The 18,794-nt window shown below is 69.0% G+C and carries 19 protein-coding genes; 6 read left to right on the top strand and 13 right to left on the bottom strand.

What is annotated here, in order from left to right; all coding sequences use genetic code 11:
• The first annotated feature begins 3 nt into the window (after positions 1-3).
• On the top strand, positions 4-1,989 hold the full coding sequence (locus ACLIME_RS01275; protein WP_411558022.1) for a BglG family transcription antiterminator: 1,986 nt from the start codon (positions 4-6) through the stop codon (positions 1,987-1,989).
• Positions 1,990-2,031: 42 nt separating this feature from the next.
• Here the strand turns inward: ACLIME_RS01275 and ACLIME_RS01270 are convergent, their stop codons facing one another.
• On the bottom strand, positions 2,032-2,604 hold the full coding sequence (locus tag ACLIME_RS01270; RefSeq protein ID WP_086474425.1) for a helix-turn-helix domain-containing protein: 573 nt from the start codon (positions 2,602-2,604) through the stop codon (positions 2,032-2,034).
• A gap of 66 nt (positions 2,605-2,670) precedes the next feature.
• Here ACLIME_RS01270 and ACLIME_RS01265 point away from each other — a divergent pair, with 66 nt between their 5' ends.
• Positions 2,671-3,360 carry an AzlC family ABC transporter permease gene (locus ACLIME_RS01265; protein WP_411558021.1) on the top strand — a complete coding sequence of 230 codons (690 nt, stop codon included), beginning with the start codon at positions 2,671-2,673 and terminating at the stop codon, positions 3,358-3,360.
• Positions 3,357-3,680 carry an AzlD domain-containing protein gene (locus tag ACLIME_RS01260; RefSeq protein WP_124768854.1) on the top strand — a complete coding sequence of 108 codons (324 nt, stop codon included), beginning with the start codon at positions 3,357-3,359 and terminating at the stop codon, positions 3,678-3,680. Before ACLIME_RS01265 ends, ACLIME_RS01260 begins: the two co-directional genes overlap by 4 nt.
• Positions 3,681-3,684: 4 nt before the next feature.
• Here ACLIME_RS01260 and ACLIME_RS01255 read toward each other — a convergent pair whose 3' ends face one another.
• Together ACLIME_RS01255 and ACLIME_RS01250 are read right to left on the bottom strand one after the other, a co-directional pair.
• Entirely contained in the window at positions 3,685-4,464 is a 780-nt protein-coding gene (locus ACLIME_RS01255) for a glucosamine-6-phosphate deaminase (protein ID WP_191940656.1), read from the bottom strand.
• On the bottom strand, positions 4,457-5,368 hold the full coding sequence (locus ACLIME_RS01250) for an ROK family protein (RefSeq protein ID WP_191940655.1): 912 nt from the start codon (positions 5,366-5,368) through the stop codon (positions 4,457-4,459). Before ACLIME_RS01250 ends, ACLIME_RS01255 begins: the two co-directional genes overlap by 8 nt.
• A 259-nt stretch (positions 5,369-5,627) precedes the next feature.
• On the opposite strand from ACLIME_RS01250, the gene ACLIME_RS01245 reads away from it, so the two are divergent.
• The gene (locus tag ACLIME_RS01245) at positions 5,628-6,041 is read left to right on the top strand and encodes a hypothetical protein (RefSeq protein ID WP_064296639.1); all 414 of its coding nucleotides are present in this window, start codon (positions 5,628-5,630) and stop codon (positions 6,039-6,041) included.
• A 68-nt stretch (positions 6,042-6,109) separates the two neighbouring features.
• On the opposite strand, the gene ACLIME_RS01240 is transcribed toward ACLIME_RS01245, so the two are convergent.
• From ACLIME_RS01240 to ACLIME_RS01225, 4 genes are all read right to left on the bottom strand, one after another.
• Positions 6,110-6,934, bottom strand: coding sequence for a carbohydrate ABC transporter permease (locus tag ACLIME_RS01240; protein ID WP_228498429.1), 825 nt, complete (start codon positions 6,932-6,934; stop codon positions 6,110-6,112).
• An 89-nt stretch (positions 6,935-7,023) separates the two neighbouring features.
• A complete protein-coding gene (locus ACLIME_RS01235; protein WP_370582582.1) occupies positions 7,024-7,977 on the bottom strand; it encodes a carbohydrate ABC transporter permease in 954 nt (317 codons plus the stop codon).
• The gene (locus tag ACLIME_RS01230) at positions 7,974-9,311 is read right to left on the bottom strand and encodes an ABC transporter substrate-binding protein (RefSeq protein WP_159878005.1); all 1,338 of its coding nucleotides are present in this window, start codon (positions 9,309-9,311) and stop codon (positions 7,974-7,976) included. The genes ACLIME_RS01235 and ACLIME_RS01230 overlap by 4 nt, the downstream gene beginning before the upstream one ends.
• 149 nt (positions 9,312-9,460) lie before the next feature.
• Entirely contained in the window at positions 9,461-10,675 is a 1,215-nt protein-coding gene (locus ACLIME_RS01225; protein WP_064296642.1) for an NADP-dependent isocitrate dehydrogenase, read from the bottom strand.
• 281 nt (positions 10,676-10,956) lie between these two features.
• Here ACLIME_RS01225 and ACLIME_RS01220 point away from each other — a divergent pair, with 281 nt between their 5' ends.
• On the top strand, positions 10,957-11,409 hold the full coding sequence (locus ACLIME_RS01220) for a GNAT family N-acetyltransferase (protein ID WP_079705295.1): 453 nt from the start codon (positions 10,957-10,959) through the stop codon (positions 11,407-11,409).
• A 4-nt stretch (positions 11,410-11,413) separates the two neighbouring features.
• Positions 11,414-11,734 (top strand): MGMT family protein, encoded by a 321-nt coding sequence (locus tag ACLIME_RS01215; protein WP_064296644.1) that lies wholly within the window; start codon positions 11,414-11,416, stop codon positions 11,732-11,734.
• Positions 11,735-11,750: 16 nt separating this feature from the next.
• On the opposite strand, the gene ACLIME_RS01210 is transcribed toward ACLIME_RS01215, so the two are convergent.
• From ACLIME_RS01210 to ACLIME_RS01185, 6 genes are all read right to left on the bottom strand, one after another.
• Positions 11,751-13,529: a sensor histidine kinase gene (locus ACLIME_RS01210; RefSeq protein ID WP_411558020.1), complete on the bottom strand. Its 1,779-nt coding sequence runs from the start codon at positions 13,527-13,529 to the stop codon at positions 11,751-11,753.
• Positions 13,522-14,199, bottom strand: coding sequence for a LuxR C-terminal-related transcriptional regulator (locus tag ACLIME_RS01205; RefSeq protein ID WP_123539688.1), 678 nt, complete (start codon positions 14,197-14,199; stop codon positions 13,522-13,524). Before ACLIME_RS01205 ends, ACLIME_RS01210 begins: the two co-directional genes overlap by 8 nt.
• A 94-nt stretch (positions 14,200-14,293) precedes the next feature.
• Positions 14,294-16,114, bottom strand: coding sequence for an ABC transporter ATP-binding protein (locus tag ACLIME_RS01200; protein WP_411558019.1), 1,821 nt, complete (start codon positions 16,112-16,114; stop codon positions 14,294-14,296).
• Positions 16,111-17,943, bottom strand: a complete 1,833-nt coding sequence (locus ACLIME_RS01195) for an ABC transporter ATP-binding protein (protein ID WP_159878001.1) — start codon at positions 17,941-17,943, stop codon at positions 16,111-16,113. Before ACLIME_RS01195 ends, ACLIME_RS01200 begins: the two co-directional genes overlap by 4 nt.
• A 159-nt stretch (positions 17,944-18,102) precedes the next feature.
• Positions 18,103-18,228: a hypothetical protein gene (locus ACLIME_RS01190; RefSeq protein ID WP_256377204.1), complete on the bottom strand. Its 126-nt coding sequence runs from the start codon at positions 18,226-18,228 to the stop codon at positions 18,103-18,105.
• Between the two features lie 180 nt (positions 18,229-18,408).
• Positions 18,409-18,723, bottom strand: coding sequence for a hypothetical protein (locus ACLIME_RS01185; RefSeq protein WP_411558814.1), 315 nt, complete (start codon positions 18,721-18,723; stop codon positions 18,409-18,411).
• Positions 18,724-18,794: the final 71 nt, after the last annotated feature.

The following is an 18,794-nucleotide window of genomic DNA, read 5'->3' as shown; positions in this document are numbered from 1 at the left end:
AAGGTGGTTGACTCGGTGGAGCGGTTCGCCCGGACCGCGCGACGGCCGACCGACGGAGAGGGCATCGTGGCACGCGAGAAACACGACCGCATGCTCGGCTACCTCGCGGGACGGGACGGTTGGACGACGGCCACGGAGGTCGCGGAGGTGCTCGGCGTCACGCCGCGCAGCGTCCGCAGCTACGTCACGGCGGTCAACACCCGCACGGCACCGCACGACGTCGTCGAGTCCGGGCCGAACGGGTATCGGCTGAACGCCGACGGCTATGCGGTCTACCGGCGACGAGCCGCATCGGCGTTCGAATCGGAGACGCCCCGGGATCGGCTGTACGGGCTCGTCCGGCTGCTCATCAGCGCCCCCTCGGGAATCGACGTGCACGAGACGGCACAGCGGCTCCACGTCAGCGAGTCGACCGTCGAGGGCGACCTGGGCCGGGTCCGTGCCATGCTCGCCGACACCGCCCTCACGCTCGACCGTTCCGGATCGACGGTGACGATGGCGGGCGGTGAGACCGAGCGGAGACGTCTCCTCAGCCGGATGTTCCGCGACGAGACCGATCGCGGCATCGTCGAACTCGAGGCGCTCCAACGCGCGTTCGCGCCGAACGAGTTCAGCCCGTTCAAGGGCGAGCTGCTCGAGGCGTTGACCGCGCGCGGGTACTACGTCAACGAGTACGGCATCGCGAACGTCCTGCTCCACATCGCGATCGCCATCGACCGGGTCACGAAGGACCGTCCGGCGGAGCCCGCCGACCATGCTCCGCGCACCCGGGAGGTCGAGGCGGTCGCGGAGGATCTGGCGCGGCTCGTCGACGCCCACTTCCACGTCACACTCGGCGAGGGCGACCTCGTCTACCTCAGCTACCTGCTCGTGACGCGGGTGGTCACGCCGGGCAGCGGGGCTCCCGCCGAGGTCCTCGTCGACGACTACGTCAACCAGGACGACCTCGCCGCCGTACGTCAGGCCGTCGACCGTGCCGGCCGCGAGTACCTCGTCGACCTCTCCGACGAGGACTTCATCGTCCGGCTCACCCTCCACGTCCAGAACCTCATCCGTCGTGCGCAGGACCAGTCCTACTCCCGCAATCCGCTGACCCGCTCGATCAAGACCTCGTACCCGATGATCTACGAGCTCGCGGTCTTCATCGCCAGCCAACTGCAGCGGCACGGCTCGATCATCATCAACGACGACGAGATCGCCTACATCGCGATGCACGTCGGCGCCCAGCTCGAGCAGAAGGCCCGCAAGGAGGCCCTCCTCGGCTCCACGATCGTCTCCGCCGGCTACTACGACATGCACGAGGTACTGCGTCGACGCGTCGAATCGCAGCTGGGCGACGTCCTCGACGTCCGATCCGTCATCACCCGCACCGATGTCGACTGGGCCGCCATCGACACCGACCTGGTGCTCACGACGATCGAGCCACCGGCCCCTGCCGACGGCATCGTCGTCATCCAACCGTTCCTCACCGCGGCCGACGTGGAGCGAGTCCGCACCGCGGTCAGCCGCGTCCGTCGTTCGTCCCGCTTGTCGGAGATCACCGACGAACTGCTGCAGTACTTCCACCCGGACCTCTTCCTCCGGAACGCGCATGCCGAGGACGAGGAGGGCATGATCCGCCTGCTCGGCGAGCGCATGATCGCCCGGGGGATCATCGACGAGAGCTACCTCACCGCGGCGATCGAGCGGGAGCGCATGTCGTCGACGGCGTTCACCGACACCCTGGCCGTGCCGCACGCCATGGCGATGACCGCGCACTCGACGGCCATCGCGATCGCCGTGAACGAGACGCCGATGGAGTGGGGCGGCGCCCGCGTGAGCGTCGTTGCACTCGTGGCGTTCAGTGAATCGGGTCGTGCCGCGTTCCAGACGGTGTTCGACCAGTTCGTCGAGGTGTTCTCGGAGCGCTCGAGCGTCGCCCGGATCATCCGCCGTTCCGAGGACTTCGCCGGCTTCATCGACGAGCTCGTGCACGTCATCGACGGCTGAACACCCGTCGCTCCGTCCCGCTCACCGCGTTTGTCGAGGTGCTCAGACGTGCTCGGTGACCACCACCGCGGTCGTACCCGGTTCGAGTGCCTCGAAGACGTGCGGCACGTCCCCGGCGTGGGCGAGGTAGTCCCCCGGGCCGAGCTCGACCTCCTCGCCGACGGGTCCGACGGACGCGCGACCGGTGCTGAGGATCCAGTGCTCGACGACGCCCGGCATGTGCGGCTCCGAACGCCTCGGCTCGCCCGGTTCGACGACGATGCGGTAGATGTCGCGTCGGGCGTTCGGCGGGCACGCGGACAGCACCGTCGCGACGTAATCCGCCCCGGACGCGGCGAGGGTCGGCCCCTCACCGGCACGGATCACCTGGACCGGTCGCCGCACGGGCTCGACCAGGCGGGCGAACGGGACGTCGAGGGTGACGCTGAGTGCCCAGAGGGTCTCGAGACTCGGGTTCCCGAGCCCCGCCTCCAGCTGCGAGAGGGTCGACTTCGCGATCCCGGCTCGACGGGCCACCTCCGCGAGTGACAGGCCGGTGCGCTGCCGCTCGCGGGTCAGCGCCGCCGCGACCGCGGCGTGCGGTGCTCCGTCGTCGGATGGTTCGACCTGCGTCATACGTTCGCTCCAGAGTGTTACGCGTTCGATTTGACGAACGCTTGATCGACGTTCAATATAGTGTACGTGCGTTCGATATGGAGTCACCTCGGTCGGCCGACCACGCGGGCCATCGCGCTGGTCTGCATCGCCGACGGGCTGGTCGGCATCTCCTACGGAGCCGTCGCCGTGCACTCGGGAATCCAGCCCTGGGTCGTGCTGGCGCTCGCCCTGCTCGTCCTCGCCGGCGCATCGGAGATCCTGTTCGTCGGGATCGTCGCGGCCGGCGGGAGTCCGCTCACCGCCGCCCTGGCAGGGTTGCTCGTGAACGCCCGTCACCTGCCGTTCGGCCTCGCGATCCACGAGGTCGTCGGTACGGGCTGGCGTCGCGTGCTCGGGACGCACCTCCTCAACGACGAGTCCGTCGTCTTCGCGCTCGACCAGGACACCCTGGAGCGGAAGCGCGCCGCGTTCTGGGCGTGCGGCCTCGGCATCCTCCTCTGCTGGCCGGCGGGCGCGGCACTCGGAGCCTTCGCCGGCACCGTGCTCGAGGACACGGACGCCTTCGGACTCGACGTGATGTTCCCCGCCGTCCTGCTCGCCCTCATCTTCCCCGCCCTCCGCGAGCGCCGGACGCGCCGAGCCGCACTCGTCGGCGCGGTCGTCGCCGTCGCCGCGACGCCGTTCCTCCCGGCGGGGATCCCCGTCCTGTTGTCGCTCGTCGGTCTCCTCTTCGGCTTCGGCCGGAAGCAGCCCAAGCCGGAGGTCACCGCATGAACCAGTCGATGCTCGTGCTGGTCGGGATCGTGATCCTCGCGGTGGGCACCTACACGTTCCGTCTGGCCGGGCCACTCCTGCGGACCCGCACCGAGGTCTCGGAACGGGTCGAGACGCTGCTCGCGGACGCCGCCATCGTCCTGCTCATGGCGGTGCTCACGACCACGGCCCTGACCCAGGACCAGCAGTTCGCGGGATTCGCACGACTCTCGGGCGTCCTGGTGGCCGGCGTCCTCGCGTGGAGGAACGCGCCGTTCGTCGTCATCGTCCTCGTGGCAGCCCTCACCACGGCGCTCCTCCGCCTGGCGGGCGTCGCCTGAGCCGTCAGATGCCCTGCCAGGCGGGCTTGTTGGCGTACGCGTAGCGGTAGTAGTCGGCGTGCTGCAGCTCGGACGCCGCCGCTTCGTCCAGAACCACCGTGGCACGCGGGTGCAGCTGCACGGCCGAACCGGGGAGGTTCGCGGAGAGCGGTCCCTCGAGCGCGGCGGCGATCGCAGCGGCCTTCCCCGCACCGAAGGCGAGGAGGACGAGGTGTCTCGCGCGGAGGATGGTGCCGAGTCCCTGGGTGATGCAGTGCATGGGTACGTCGTCGATCGAGTCGAAGAACCGTGCGTTGTCCCGGCGGGTCTGCTCCGTCAGGGTCTTCACGCGGGTGAGCGAGGCGAACGACGAGCCCGGCTCGTTGAACCCGATGTGGCCGTCGGTGCCGATGCCGAGGATCTGCAGGTCGACGCCACCGGCGGCCTGGATCGCCGCTTCGTAGTCGGCGCCGGCGTGCTGGATGGTCTCGGCCGCACCGTTCGGCACCTGGATGCGCTCGGGCGCGAGGCCGAGCGGCTCGACGACCTCACGCGTGATGACGGAACGGTACGACTCGGGGTGCCCGGCCGGCAGGCCGACGTACTCGTCGAGGGCGAACCCGCGCACCTGCGAGAGGTCGAGGCCCTGCGAGCGTGCGGCGAGCGCCTCATAGACGGGGAGCGGTGTCGAACCCGTCGCCAGTCCGAGGACGGCGTCTGGACGCTCCTCAATCAGGGCGACGATCGCCTCCGCGACGAGGGCGCCCGCGGCACCGCTGTCCCCCACGATCACGACTTCAGCCATGCGACGATTCTCCTCTTCCCACGAGTGCTGCGCCGATCGCCGCGACGGGGGATCCCGTCGGCACGAGGCGCACGCGCTGTTCCAGTTGCAATGATGCGACGAATCGAGACCCGGCGGCGGATTCGGCCAGAGCCTCGCGGATGACGGCGAGCAGTCGCTCGCCGAGAGCGGTGAGTCCTCCTCCGAGGACGATGTCGTCGGCGTCGACGGTGAGGGTCAGGATGCGGACGGCCGCGGCCGCTCCGTGACCGAGGCGTGCGCGGAGCGCGATGGCCCGCGGGTCACCGGCGTCGGCATGGTCGAAGAGGTCGAGCACCGGCAGCGCCACGTCGGCTCCCCAGGCGGCGGAGACCGCACCACCGGCGGCCATGGTCTCGACGCACCCGCGCTGTCCGCACCCGCAGCGGTCACCGAGCGGATCGACCGACAGATGCCCGACCTCGCCGGCGACCCCGCTCGAGCCCTGCCAGAGCCGGCCGTCCGTGACGATGCCGGCGGCGACGCCCGTGCCCAGATTGAGGTAGGCCATCGTGCCGGAACCGTCGAGCAGCTGCCAGGCGCCGAGGGCCGCCGCCTTCACATCGTTCTCCACGGCGACGGGGACCCCGAGGCGCTGGGCGAGGATCGCACCGAGCTCGAGTTCCTCCACGTCGAGGTTGACGGCGTGGGTCACGCGGCCGGTGCCCGGGACGATGAGGCCGGGGATACCGACGCCGACCGACGTGAACGCGTCGATCGGACGCGCGACGGCGTCGGAGAGCCGGCTGACGGCCTCGACGGCGGTTTCGACGACCGCTTCCGGACCGCGTCCGGTGACCAGTCTGAGCCGGTGCAGGAGCGCGCCGTCATCCGTCACGAGGACGGCATCGGTCTTCGTGCCGCCGATGTCGAGTCCCACCCTCACGCGGTTCGTCTCCGGAGGGCGTCGTGGCGCGTCTGCATGCTGTGGTTCCTTCGATCCGTGATGCGACCCGCTCGCACCACCGGTTTGTTCGCCAAGCTTACAAATAAACGGGGCTCGCGTCCATGCCGACGACGGCCGCACACGATGATCGGGCCGCGCACGCCTGCGGGTGGCGGGCTCCACCGGGTAGCCTGGAGGCCGACCCGCAGCGCGCGGGCGGGCCCGCCACGGGCACCGAACACGGGGGAATCACACCACCATGAAGAAGAACGCAGCAGCATTCCTCGGCGCGATCGCCGTCTCGGGCCTGCTCCTCACCGGCTGTGCCGGCGGCGCCCAGAGCAAAGAGGATGCGTGCAAGCTCATCCAGTCCGAGGTGACAGAGTCGGCTTCGCAGCTGCAGTCGGGCCTGAGCTCGCTGTCCTCCGACCCTGAGGCGGCCGTCACCCAGCTCGACGACTTCTCCGGAACGTTCAAGGCGGCGGCCGACAAGGTCACCAACGACGAGGTGAAGACCGCGGCGAACGACTCGGTGAAGGCGCTCAACGACTTCATCGACGTCGCGAAGACGGCTGTCGACGACCCGCAGAACGTCGACCAGACCGGGCTCACCGATTCACTCACGAAGCTCCAGGACGAGTTCACGACGCTCGGCAACACCTGCAGCCTCTAGCTCGACACGACTGACGACGGGCCCCGGATCGGCTGATCCGGGGCCCGTCGCCGTCTCCGGGCCGACGGCTACTTCACGGATCCCTCGGTGAGCCCGCCACGCCAGAAGCGTTGCAGCACGATCATCGCGATCGCCAACGGGATGATCGACAACAGCGCGCCGCCGGTCGTCAGCTCGTAGAACTCCGGCAGGCGGTCGACCTGGCTCCGCCAGTTGTTGAGGCCCAGGGTGATCGGGTACAGCGTGCTGTCGGACAGCATGACGAGCGGCAGGAAGTAGTTGTTCCAGATGCCGACCAGCTGGAAGAGGAAGACGGTCACGAGCGCGGGCGTGAGGATCTTCAGCCCCACGGTGTGGAAGATCCGCAGCTCGCTCGCGCCGTCGATCCGTGCCGCCTCGATGAGCGAGTCGTCGATCGTCGCGTCGGCGTAGATCCGGCAGAGGAACAACCCGAACGGCGAGACGAGCGACGGCAGGAGCACCGACCAGTACGTGTTCGCGAGCCCCATCTGGCTGAAGAGCAGGAACAGCGGGAGCGCGGTGGCCGTCCCCGGCACGAGGACCCCGCCGAGGATGGTGCCGAAGACGAGGTTGCGCCCGCGGAACCGGTACTTGGCGAGCGCGTACCCCCCTGCGGCGGCGAGGTACGTCGCGATGAGGGCTCCCACGCCCGCGTACAGCACCGAGTTGCCGAACCAGCGGACGAAGATGCCGCCGTCGTAGGTGAGCACCTCGTGGAGGTTCGACCACAATGAGAACTCGGAGCCGAGGAGGAAGCCGTTGCTGCCGAACAGATCCTCGGTGCTCTTGGTCGCAGCGATCACCACCCAGTACACCGGCACCAGGAAGTAGACCGCGACGACGACGAGGATGCCCGTCACGAGCACCCGCATCGCCCTGGATCCACCCGGCCGACCCTGCTGATCGCTCAGCCGCTGGGCTCGCTTCGACGAGGTCGCGGTCGTGATGCTCCGGGTCTCGCTCATGATGCCCTCCTCGACGTCAGACGCAGGAAGATGAACGACAGCGCGAACGCGACAACGGCGATGAGCACCGCCTGCGCTGCGGCGACGTTGTAGTCGTTGTAGGCGAACGCGGTCGTGTAGGCGCTGAGGTTCGGCGTGTACTCGTTGTCGATCGCGGGCGACACGGTCTGCAGCACCTGGGGCTCGGCGAAGAGCTGGAGCGTGCCGATGATGGAGAACACGGTCGTGAGGATGAGCGCCGGCCGGATGAGCGGGAGCTGGATGCTCATCGCGACGCGGAACGGGCCGGCGCCGTCGACCTTCGCGGCTTCGTACACCTCGCCGGGGATGGCCTTCAACTGGGCGACGATGATCATCATGTTGTAGCCGGTGTAGGTCCACGTCACGATGTTGGCGATGGACCAGAGCACGGTGCCTGCGCCGAGGAAGTCGAGCTCGATCCCCATCGCCCCGGCGATGTCGATGATCGGGCTGAGTCCCGGGACGTAGAGGAACGACCAGAGGATCGTCGCGATCACGCCGGGGATGCCGTAGGGCAGGAAGTACACGGCCCGGAAGAAGCCCGGCCATTTCGCGGAGGCGGACTCGAGGAGGAGCGCCAGCAGGGTGCACAGGGCGATCATGACCGTGACCTGCACGACGCCGAAGAGGAGCATCCGGCCGATCGAGGCGATGAAGTTGCCGTTCTCCAGGGCCTGGGCGTAGTTGGAGAACCACGCGAACTCGGTCGTGACACCTTCCTCGCCGAAGACGCCCTTCCGTGAGACCCGGAGGAAGCTGCTGCCGATCGCGACGATGATCGGCAGGATGAAGGTGAGGACGAAGAGCGCCAGGAACGGTCCGAGGAGCACCCACGGAGCCGCGACCGAGGTCCGGCGTCGTCGTTGCGCTCCCGACCGCGACGGGTCGTCCGCCACACCGCGCGCCGGGCGTTCCGTGACGGCGCTCACGACGCCGCCTCGATCCGGAGGCCCTTGTTTCGGAAGGCGGTGATGACGTCGCGCTGTCCCTGGACCACGGCGTCCACGAGGGTGCCGCCCGAGGCCTTGGCCCGGAACCCGTCGGCGAGGATGTTGAAGGTCTGCTGGGTCAGTGGCCACCACTGCCACTCGTTGTTCTGTTCCTTGGCCGCCGGCACGAAGACCTCCTCGTTGTAGTTCTGGCCCCCGAAGAACTCGCTCGGTTGCTGCCGGCGCGCGCCGATGTAGGCGTCGTTCGGCGACCACCCGATGCCTGAGTGCTCGATCATGGCGTCGATGCCGGCGTCGCTCGTGGTCATCCACACGGCGAACTCGAGCGCCTCCCTCGGGTGGGCGCTGTTCGCGAGGACGGCAGCCGTGGACCCGCCCTGGAAGGTCGAGCCGTACCCCTCACTCCCCCACCGGGGCAACGGCGCGACCCGCCACTTGCCCTCGGCCCCCGAGACGCCCTGCAGGAGGGCGTCTCCCCAGCTGGCTCCGGCGAGCGACGCGATCGAGTCCTTCGCCGCAGCGGCGAACCAGGCCGGTGAGAATTGACTGTAGGAGGTGGTCATGACGCCCTCGTCGATGGCCCGGTCGAAGAATCTGGCCGTCTCCAGGGTCGCGTCGTCCGTCATGTCCACGATCCACCGGTCGCCGTCGACACGGAACCAGGACGCGCCGGCCTGGGTCGCCATGGCCGCGAACCACGAGGCGTCGTCGAGGGCGAAGCAATCCAGGTACATGTCGGCCTCGCGCACCGCCCCGGCCACCTGCAACCACTCGTCCCAGGTGGCCGGGGGCTTCGCGCCCACCCGGTCGAGCAGGTCCGGGCGGTAATAGAGCGCCATCGGACCGGAGTCCTGTGGGATCCCGTAGACCCCGTCGACGTAGGAGACCTGGTTCCAGAGGGTCTCGTTGTACCGCGACGCGACCTCGTCCGCGCCGTAGCGCCGGAGGTCGACCAACCCGTTCACGAGCAGGAACTCGGGGAGCGTCCGCATCTCGACCTGCGCGAGGTCCGGACCACCACCCGCGGCGAGCGCCGAGTAGAGCTTCTGATACCCGCCGTCGTTGCCTCCGGGGATCCAGACCGCCTCGACCTGCACGTTCGGGTGGTCGGCGTTCCAGACGTCCGCGACCTTCTGGAGGTCCTTCAACCAGGCCCAGTACGTGAGCGTGATCCGTTCGCCGGCGGCTGCCGGGGCGATCGTCGGACCGGTGTTCGGCGACACCGTCCCCGGGGTGGAACAGCCCGCCAGGAGCGCGGTCGCACCACCCGCTGCAGCCCAGGCGAGCAACTGTCTTCTCGTCATCGGTGACATCGATGGTCCTCACTTCGTCGTCGAGGTGGTCCATCGACGCTAACACGACCGTTGGCACCGGCGTCGAGACCCGAACGGCGGACGGGGCCCGGGAGCGTGTGCTCCCGGACCCCGTCCGTATGGTGCTGGTGTCGGTCAGGCCGACGTCATCAGGCCAGGCGTGCCTTGAGGTTCGCCGAGATGGTCTCGAGGAACTCCTCGGTCGTCTGGTAGGCCTGGTCGGGGCCGACGAGGAGCGCGAGGTCCTTCGTCATGGCGCCGGACTCGACCGTCTTGATGACGACGTCCTCGAGGGTCGCCGCGAACTCGATGAGCTCCTGGTTGCCGTCGAGCACGCCTCGGTGCTGCAGGCCACGGGTCCACGCGAAGATCGAGGCGATCGGGTTCGTCGACGTGGGCTTGCCCTGCTGGTGCTGGCGGTAGTGGCGCGTGACGGTGCCGTGTGCCGCCTCCGCCTCCACGATCTTGCCGTCGGGCGTGGCCAGCACGCTCGTCATGAGACCGAGCGAGCCGAAGCCCTGCGCCACGGTGTCGGACTGCACGTCGCCGTCGTAGTTCTTGCAGGCCCAGACGTAACCGCCCTCCCACTTCATGGCCGAGGCGACCATGTCGTCGATGAGTCGGTGCTCGTAGGTGATGCCGGCAGCCTCGAACCGCTCCTTGAACTCCGCGTCGAAGATCTCCTGGAAGATGTCCTTGAACCGGCCGTCGTAGGCCTTGAGGATGGTGTTCTTCGTGGAGAGGTACACCGGGTAGTTGCGGTTCAGGCCGTAGTTGAGGCTCGCACGCGCGAAGTCGCGGATCGACGCGTCGAGGTTGTACTGCACCTGTGCGATGCCGTCGCCGGGCGACTGGAAGACCTCAAACTTCTGCGGCTCCGAACCGTCGTCGGGCGTGAACTCGACCGTGAGCTTGCCCTCGCCCTTGAACAGGAAGTCGGTCGCGCGGTACTGGTCGCCGAACGCGTGGCGGCCGATGATGATCGGCTTGTTCCACCCGGGCACGAGACGCGGGATGTTCGAGATGATGATGGGCTCGCGGAAGATGACGCCGCCGAGGATGTTGCGGATGGTGCCGTTCGGGCTCCGCCACATCTTCTTGAGACCGAACTCCTCGACACGGGCCTCGTCGGGGGTGATGGTCGCGCACTTGACGCCGACGCCGTGCTTCTGGATGGCGTGTGCGGCGTCGATCGTGATCTGGTCGTCCGTCTCGTCACGCTTCTCGATGCCGAGGTCGTAGTACTCGAGGTTCACATCGAGGTAGGGGTGGATGAGCGAGTCCTTGATGAACTGCCAGATGATGCGAGTCATCTCATCGCCGTCGAGTTCGACGACGGTGCCTTCGACCTTGATCTTCGACACTGGTTGTCCTTTCTGATGCCGCCCTGAGCCGAGCGGCCTACGGAGGTGCGCACGCGGTGGAGTGCTCCGCATGGCATGGAGGAGACCGCATCCGAAAGGTGGACGGCACGGCCACGCCCTAGCTTACAAGACCCGCCAGGTCTCTTGACATCGAGACAGTTGCGGATGGCCTGGTTCCGTCCACGACCCCAGCTGTGGGTCGGCCGTGGAAGTCGGCGGTCACCGCGTGTCGCCCGGGGGCCGGACTATCCGCGGTCGGCTCGACCGGTTAGCCTAAGGACATGGCTGAGCTGCGTCTGGAAGAACTGTCCGCATCGACGATCGTGGCGGTCAACGCGCTCACCATGAAACCCGGGCAGGAGCAGTTCATCGCCCCGGTGTCCTACGCGGTCGCCGCCGCGGTCGTGAACCCCGCCACCTCCTGGCAGCGCGTCATCCTCGACGGCGACGAGGTCGTCGGCTTCATCTCCGCCAACTTCGACCACGAGTCGACGCAGGAGGAGTTCCGCTCCGCCCTGTGGCGCATCAACGTCGACGCCGACGACCAGGGCCGGGGCGTCGGCCGGTTCGCGGTGGCCTCGCTCATCGAGGAGGCCAAGCAGCGTGACTTCGACCACGTCAACGTCATCTACGAGCCCGGTGATCTCGGTCCCGAGGCGTTCTTCCTCCGCGTCGGGTTCACTCCCGTCGGCGAGACCCAGTACGGCGAGACCATCGGCAGCATCAGTCTCTGAGGCCGTGAGCGGGTCGTCACCGACGGACTCGGCTGAGGCGTTCGCCGAGGCCGTACTGGCCGTCGTCGCCGACATCCCCGAGGGTTGCGCCCTGAGCTACGGCCAGGTCGCGTCGATCATCGGGTCGAAGTCGGCTCGTGGCGTCGGTCGCGTGATGGCGCAGTACGGGCATGCCGTGCCCTGGTGGCGAGTCGTCCGGTCGGGCGGTCTCCCTCCGACGGGGCACGAGGATCGCGCGCTCGAGCACTACGAGGCCGAAGGCACACCGATCGTCCCGATGAGCGGCGGGCGATACCGCCTGGGCCGCGAGGCGCTACTGTACTGACCGGATTCGCGCCCGATCAGCCGGGAAGGTGGATCGAGACGACCGTCCCGGCACCGACCGGGCTCTCGACGCGCATCGTCCCGCCCACGGCGTCGACCCGGTCCGCGAGGCCGCGCAACCCACTCCCCCGCGCAGGATCGGCACCGCCGACCCCGTCGTCCGCAACGACGACCCGGAGCCCGCCGTCGGGCTCGTCGGAGACGACCACCTCGCAGCTGGACGCCCCGGAGTACTTCGTGACGTTGGCCAGGCACTCCGAGACGACGTAGTAGACGGTCGCCTCGATGAGTTGCCCGGGCCGCTCGCGCAGCTCGACGGTGACCCTGGTGACGACGGTGCACCGGCGCCCGAGTTCGGCGATCGCCGGCACCAGTCCCCCCTCGGCCAGGAGCGCCGGATGCAGTCCTCGGGCGAGCTCGCGGAGCTCCTTGATGGCGCTCGCGAGTTGATCGATGGTGGTCTCGAGGCCGTCGGCCAGGGCGAGTTGGCCGTCGGCGCGTGCCGCGTCGCTCGCCATCCGGAGTCGCAGGGCGACGGAGAACAGCTGCTGCTGCGAGCCGTCGTGCAGGTCTCGCTCCGCCCGCCGTCGCGCTTCGTCGGCCGCCTGCACGATGCGCAACCGCGATCGGCTCACCTCCCGCAACGAGTGGCGGAGTTCAGCGGTGAGTCGTTCGTTGTCGATCATGATGCGCAGCGACGCCGACACCGACCGGAGCAACTGCGGGTTGTCGAGCAGTGCCGCGTCGTGCTCGATGTACACGAGCGGCGCGTCCGCATCGCCGACGCTCGACATCGCCCGACCGCGTGGGTCCCGGTCGGTGGTCCGCTGGGATCCCGGCCAGACGAGCCGGGCGGTGCGGTCGCCGAGGACGGTCTTCACCGCACCGTCCCAGCGGTCGTGGCCGGTCTCGCTCAGCTGTCCGGTCTGCACCAGGTCGACGGCCCTGGCGCGGATCGTCCGCATCCGGATGAGACCCGTCGCGTACGCCGCGGGAACGAGCACCACCGAGAACGCGTTGAGGTCCTCGACGAAAAGCCGGAGGTGCTCCGGCCATCCCCCGAGGCGGACGAGGGACCACGCCACCCCGATGACGAGCCACAACACGAACGCGACCGGCATGATGAAGGCCACCTGTCTGGCCGCTCCGCTGCTCCGCGCCCATCGCAGCAGCACGACACCCGCGACGACGACCGCGAAGGCGCCCATGACACCCGCATGGACCCGACCGAGCACGTCGGCCACGTCTCCGGCGGCGAGGACGGCGTACCGACTCCGCTCGTGGCTCGCGTCGAGCACGTGGTTCGGCGTCACCAGGAGCGTCACGATCGCATAGGTGACGAGGTAGACCGATGCGGTGATGACGAGCCGCTGATCGAAGCCGCGCCGCAGCCGCCCGGCGGGGAAGGCCAGCGCGAGCCACACCAGCGCGACCCCCGGGAGCACGGAGATCGACATGAGGAGCGGCCAGAGCCAGCCCGCGTCGACGCCGTACGCCCACATGTAGGCCGTCTCGGCCAGTGCGTACCCGACGATCACCCACCCCGGAGTGGCCGTCGGAGCCAGCCACCAGATCAGCCCCGCCGCCACCAGCGCCGCGAGGTGGCCCACCAACCAGGGCAGACCGTTGCCGTCGGCGACGCCCGGCTGGACGACGCCGAACACGACCGACAGGACGCACACGAGCGCGGCGGCGAGCAGGATGCCGAGTCGCAGCGGCCACGGCAGTCGACCGCGGCCGGCCGGCGCCGGGATCGGCAGCGATGTCGCCCGTCCGTGTGGGCGACCGTCAGCCATCCGTGTGTTCCAGCCATCGCACGACCGCGAGGACGCGGCGGTGGTCCGCCGGAGAGTCCTCGAGTCCGAGCTTGGCCAGGATGCGGCTGATGTGTGCTTCGACGGTCTTCAGACTGACGACCAGCGCCTTCGCGATGCCGGAGTTCGACCGCCCCTCGGCCATGAGGGTGAGGACTTCACGTTCCCGCTCCGTGAGGTGGTCAAGACCGTCCGACCGGGTCCGCTCCGCGACGAGGAGGGAGACGACCTCGGGATCCACGACGGACTCACCCGCCGCCACGCGCTCCACGGCGTCGACGAGCGTCCCGGAGTCGGCGACGCGATCCTTCAGCAGGTAACCGGTGCCACCACCGGAGCCGAGCGCGCGGACCGCGTAGGACGGCACGGCGTAGGTGCTCAGCAGGAGCACCCCGGCGGCGAAGCCCGACGCCCGCAACTGCTCGAGGGCGACGATGCCCTCGTCGGTGTGGGTGGGCGGCATCCGGATGTCGAGCACGACGGCGTCGAGCTGCAGCCCCGCGTCGATGCGATCGACCAGGTCGACCGCCGAGCCGAACGAGCCGACCACGTCGTGACCACCCGCCTTGAGGATCTGCGCGACACCCTCCCGGAGGAGCACCGCGTCGTCCGCGACGGCGACACGCAGCGAACGCGGTTCCAGACTGGTCATCCGCTCATTGTGGCAGGTCGACGCGACGAGGTGTAGTGCCCACGGGGTCACTCCGTCACCGGAGGACCCCGTGGACACGCCTGGGCGGTCCGGGTCAGCCGACCGAAGACCGCCAGGCGGCGTGCATCGCGGCGAACCGACCCGTCCCGCCGATGAGCTCCGCGGGCGCGCCGTCCTCGATCACCCGGCCATGCTCCATCACGAGCACCCGGTCGGCGATCGCGACGGTCGACAACCGGTGCGCGATGATGATCGCGGTACGGTCCGCGAGCAGGGTCTGCAGCGCCTCCTGGACGAGTCGCTCGCTCGGGATGTCGAGCGAAGCGGTCGCTTCATCGAGGATCAGCACGGCCGGATCCGCGAGGAACGCCCGTGCGAACGACAGGAGCTGCCGCTGGCCGGCCGAGACCCGACCACCGCGCTTGTTCACGTCGGTGTCGTAGCCGTTCGGCAGCGCCTCGATGAAGGTGTGCGCGCCGACGGCCTTCGCTGCGGCGGTGATCTCCTCGATCGTCGCGTCGGGCTTGCCCAACGCGATGTTGTCGGCGACCGAGCCGGAGAACAGGTACGCCTCCTGCGTCACCATGACGATCGCCCGACGGAGGTCCTTCGGGTGCAGGTCGCGCAGGTCGATGCCGTCGAGGCGCACCGCACCGTCGGTCGGGTCGTAGAACCGACTGATGAGCTTCGCGAGCGTCGATTTGCCCGCACCGGTCGTGCCGACGAGCGCGATGGTCTGCCCTGCGGGGATCTCGAGGTCGAACTTCGGGAGCACCACCCGGTCGGCGGCGTACGCGAACGTCACGTCGTCGAAGGTGATCCGTCCCTGCGATGTCCACAGGTCGACCGGCGCGACCGGGTCGGGCACCCCGGGACGCTCCTCGAGCACGCCGGAGATCTTCTCGAGTGCCGCCGCGGCCGACTGGTAGGAGTTGTAGAACATCGCCATCTCCTCCATCGGGTCGAAGAACCGGCGCGTGTAGAGGAGCGCCGCGAGCAGCGCTCCGATCGCGAGCTGTCCGTCCGCGACGCGGAACCCGCCGACGAGGAGCACCACGGCGACGGAGACGTTGCCGATGAACACCAGTCCGGGATCGAACACCCCGAACAGCTGGATGACCCGGGCGTTGGTGTCGCGGTACTGCTCCACGAGCTCGCCGAACGCGCGCTCGTTCCGCCGCTCCTTCCGGAACGCCTTCACGGCGCGGATGCCGGTCATCGCCTCCACGAAGAACACGATGAGCTTCGCCGACCGGACTCGCGACTCGCGGAACATCCGCTGCGAGCGGAGCTGGAACCAGCGCGTGAGCACGAACAGCGGGATGAGCGACCCGAGCAGCACCAGCCCGCTGACCCAGTCCACGAGGACGAGGGCCACGGCCGTGAACCCCATGTACAGCACGCCGGACACGAGCTGGTTGATGCCGGAGTCGAGCAGCTCGCGGATGGAGTCGAGGTCGCTCGTCTGCCGGGAGATGATGCGACCCGAGGTGTAGCTCTCATGGAAGTCGAGGCTGAGCCGCTGTGTCTGCAGAAACACGCGCTTCCGCAGGTCGATCAGGATCGCCTGGCTGATCCGAGCGGCGAGCACGGTGTACCAGGAGATCAGCGTCGCACCGGCGGCGCCGGTCAGCAGGTACGCGCCGACCACGAGGAAGGCCGGCATCCAGTCGGCGCGTTCCAGGACGGCCGGGAGGGCGCGGTCGATGCCGAGGGCGATCAGCGCGGGCCCGGCGACCTGGGCGGCGGTCGACACCACGACGATGGTCATGGCGGCGATCACGCGCAGGCGCAGGGGCGCGAGCAGCGATCCGAGCAGGCGCAGCGAACGGCGCCGGATGTGCACGGACTCGTCACGGGTGAGGTCGTCGCGCTCCTCACCCTCCACTCCGTGAACGGTCGTCGGCGGGGTCACAGGTTCACCTCCTGGCGGTTGGACTCTCGTTCGTCGTCTTCCAGACTCGAGATCACATAGCGGTAATGGGCGTTGTGCTGCAACAGCTCACTGTGGCGACCCACGGCGGTGATGCGACCGTCCTCCAGGAGGGCGACGCGGTCCGCCAGGGTGACGGTGCTCGGCCGGTGGGCGACGATCAGGGCCGTGGTGGAGGCGAGCACTCGGCGGAGTGCCGCCTCGACGAGCGCCTCGGTGTCGACGTCGAGCGCCGACAACGGATCGTCCAGCACGAGCACCTCCGGCCGCGCGGCCACCGCACGCGCGAGTGCGAGCCGCTGACGCTGCCCACCGGACAGGCTGAGCCCCTCCTCACCGACCATCGTCTCGACGCCGTTCGGCAGTTCGTCGACGAACCCGGCCTGGGCGATGTCGAGCGCCTCGCGCAGGATCCGATCGGCCTCCGCGGAGTCGAGGTCGATGTCGTCCCGCCCGAGGAGGACGTTCTCCTTGACGCTCGCGGAGAAGAGGGTCGCATCCTCGAACGCCATCGCGATGTGCCGGCGCAGGTCCTCCCGCGTGAGCGCCCGGATGTCGACCCCGTCGAGCAGGATCCGCCCGCCCGTGACGTCGTACAGGCGGGTGGTCAGTGCCGTGATGGTCGACTTCCCGGAGCCCGTGAGACCGACGAGTGCCATGGTCTCCCCCGGCTCGAGACGGAGGTCGACGCCGTTCACCACGTCCGCGTAGCGGTCGGGTGCGTCCTGGTAGCGGAAGTGCACGTCCTCGAACACGAGCTCACCACGCGGTTCACGGATGCGCTCGGGGTGTTCGGGGTCGGTGATCGTGTTGACCGAGTCGATGACCTCGAAATACCGGTCGGTCGCCGTACGGGTGTCGAAGGTCATCGCGAGCAGGAAGCCGATCGACTCGATCGGGAACCGCAGGATCGTGGCCGTCGCGAAGAAGGCGAACAGCTGACCGACGGTGAGTTCGCCGATCGACGCGAGCCAGACCCCCGCCAACAGGCAGAGCGCGAAGGCGACGTCGGGCAACAGGACCAGCCAGAACCAGATCCCCGCGATGGCCTTCGCCTTCTCGATCTCGGTGCCCCGCAGGTCCTCGGCGCGCGACGCGAAGCTCCGCAGGGCGTGCTTGCCTCGACCGAACGCCTTGAGCACCCGGATGCCGTGGACGGACTCCTCGACGGCGGTCGCCAGGTCACCGGCCTGGTCCTGGCTGCGCCGGGCGATCACCGAGTACCGCCCCTCGAAGGTGAACCCGAACACCCACACGGGGATGGCGAGCGCGATGAAGATGAGTCCGAGCAGCCAGTTCCAGGTGAACAGGATGACCGCACCGATGACGATCGTGACACCGTTGACGATCAGGAGCACGAAGCCGAACGAGATCCACCGGCGGATGAGTCCGAGGTCGCTGACGGCGCGCGAGAGCAGCTGCCCGCTCTGCCAGCGGTCGTGGAAGGTCACGGGGAGGTCCTGCAGCTTGGCGAACAGCGCATTGCGCATCCGCGCCTCGACGTGCGTCCCAGGAGTCAGGACGAACCAGCGGCGCAGCGCGATCATGACCGCCTCGAGGACACCGAGCGCGAGGACCACGAGCACCGCCGGCCAGATCTGCGAGGAGTCGCCGGTCGAGAGCGGGCCGTCGACGAGGGCCTGCAGCACGAGCGGGATCGCGAGCGCCACCAGGCCGGCGACGAGCGCGGCGACCATGCCGAGCACGATCCGCGGCATGGCCGTCTTCGCGAACGGGTAGATCCGCATCAGGGCACGGAAGGTGCTCTGACGCGGTTGGACAGGACGGCGTTCATCGCCGAGCGGAGTCATTGCGAGGATTCCTTGCGAGAGTGTCGGTGACGTCGATCACCGACGGAATGATGGTCGTGGAACGGCCGGACGGCGAGGTCGCTGTGCGAGGTCGCAGCATCCGGTGACGGGCCCGGACGAGGCCGGACGGATGGTGAGGTGGACTGCCTGGCGCTCGTGCTAAGCGTCGGCGTCCGCTGCGGCGTCGCGTCCGGCTGGCGCCGGGACGGCCACCGGGCGGCGGCTCGAGGCGGAGCGTGCACGATCGACCGTCGGCGCGAGCGCGGTGTGGTTCGAGAGTGTCATGGCATCCTCCTCATCCTGTGGGGCGAGAGCCGCGGGCCGGGTGCACAGGTCGCACTCGAACGCGGACGGCGACCGATCACGGTGAACGAGGTTCGGCGCAGCAGACCAGACTATGGGAATCGGCCGTCGGGCTGCAAGGGATCCATGCGGTTGCACGCACCGGACCGGGTGCGCTCGTCGTCAGGAGGTCGGTTCGTCGACGATGCCGACGAAGGCTCCGATGCCGTCGACCTCGCGCCGACGGGCGCCCTCAGGCACCGGAGGCAGCTCGTCGGCGCCGTGCCAGGAGCAGCTCACCATCGAGAACTCCGGCCACCACTTCTTCGGGCGGAGCGTCTCAATGGTGCCGCAGATCGTGCACCGCAACTCCACCCAGACCGGCCGTTTCCCGGTCCGGTTCGCGCGTGACTGCACGTACCAGGCCGGCGGGTCGGCCAGGAACGCCGCCAACTGGTCCGTCGACCAGAACGGCGGGATCCCGTGGTGCCTGGCCATCTCGAGCGGGATGTCCAGTCGCTGCGCGACGGTCCTCCGGCTCAGATCCCGACCCCCGCGCGCTCCAGCCT

Source organism: Plantibacter sp. MPB07 (genome assembly GCF_046619465.1).
Lineage (GTDB): Bacteria > Actinomycetota > Actinomycetes > Actinomycetales > Microbacteriaceae > Plantibacter > Plantibacter auratus.
Note: the sequence above shows the minus strand (reverse complement) of the source record. Positions and strands in the feature narration are given on the sequence as shown.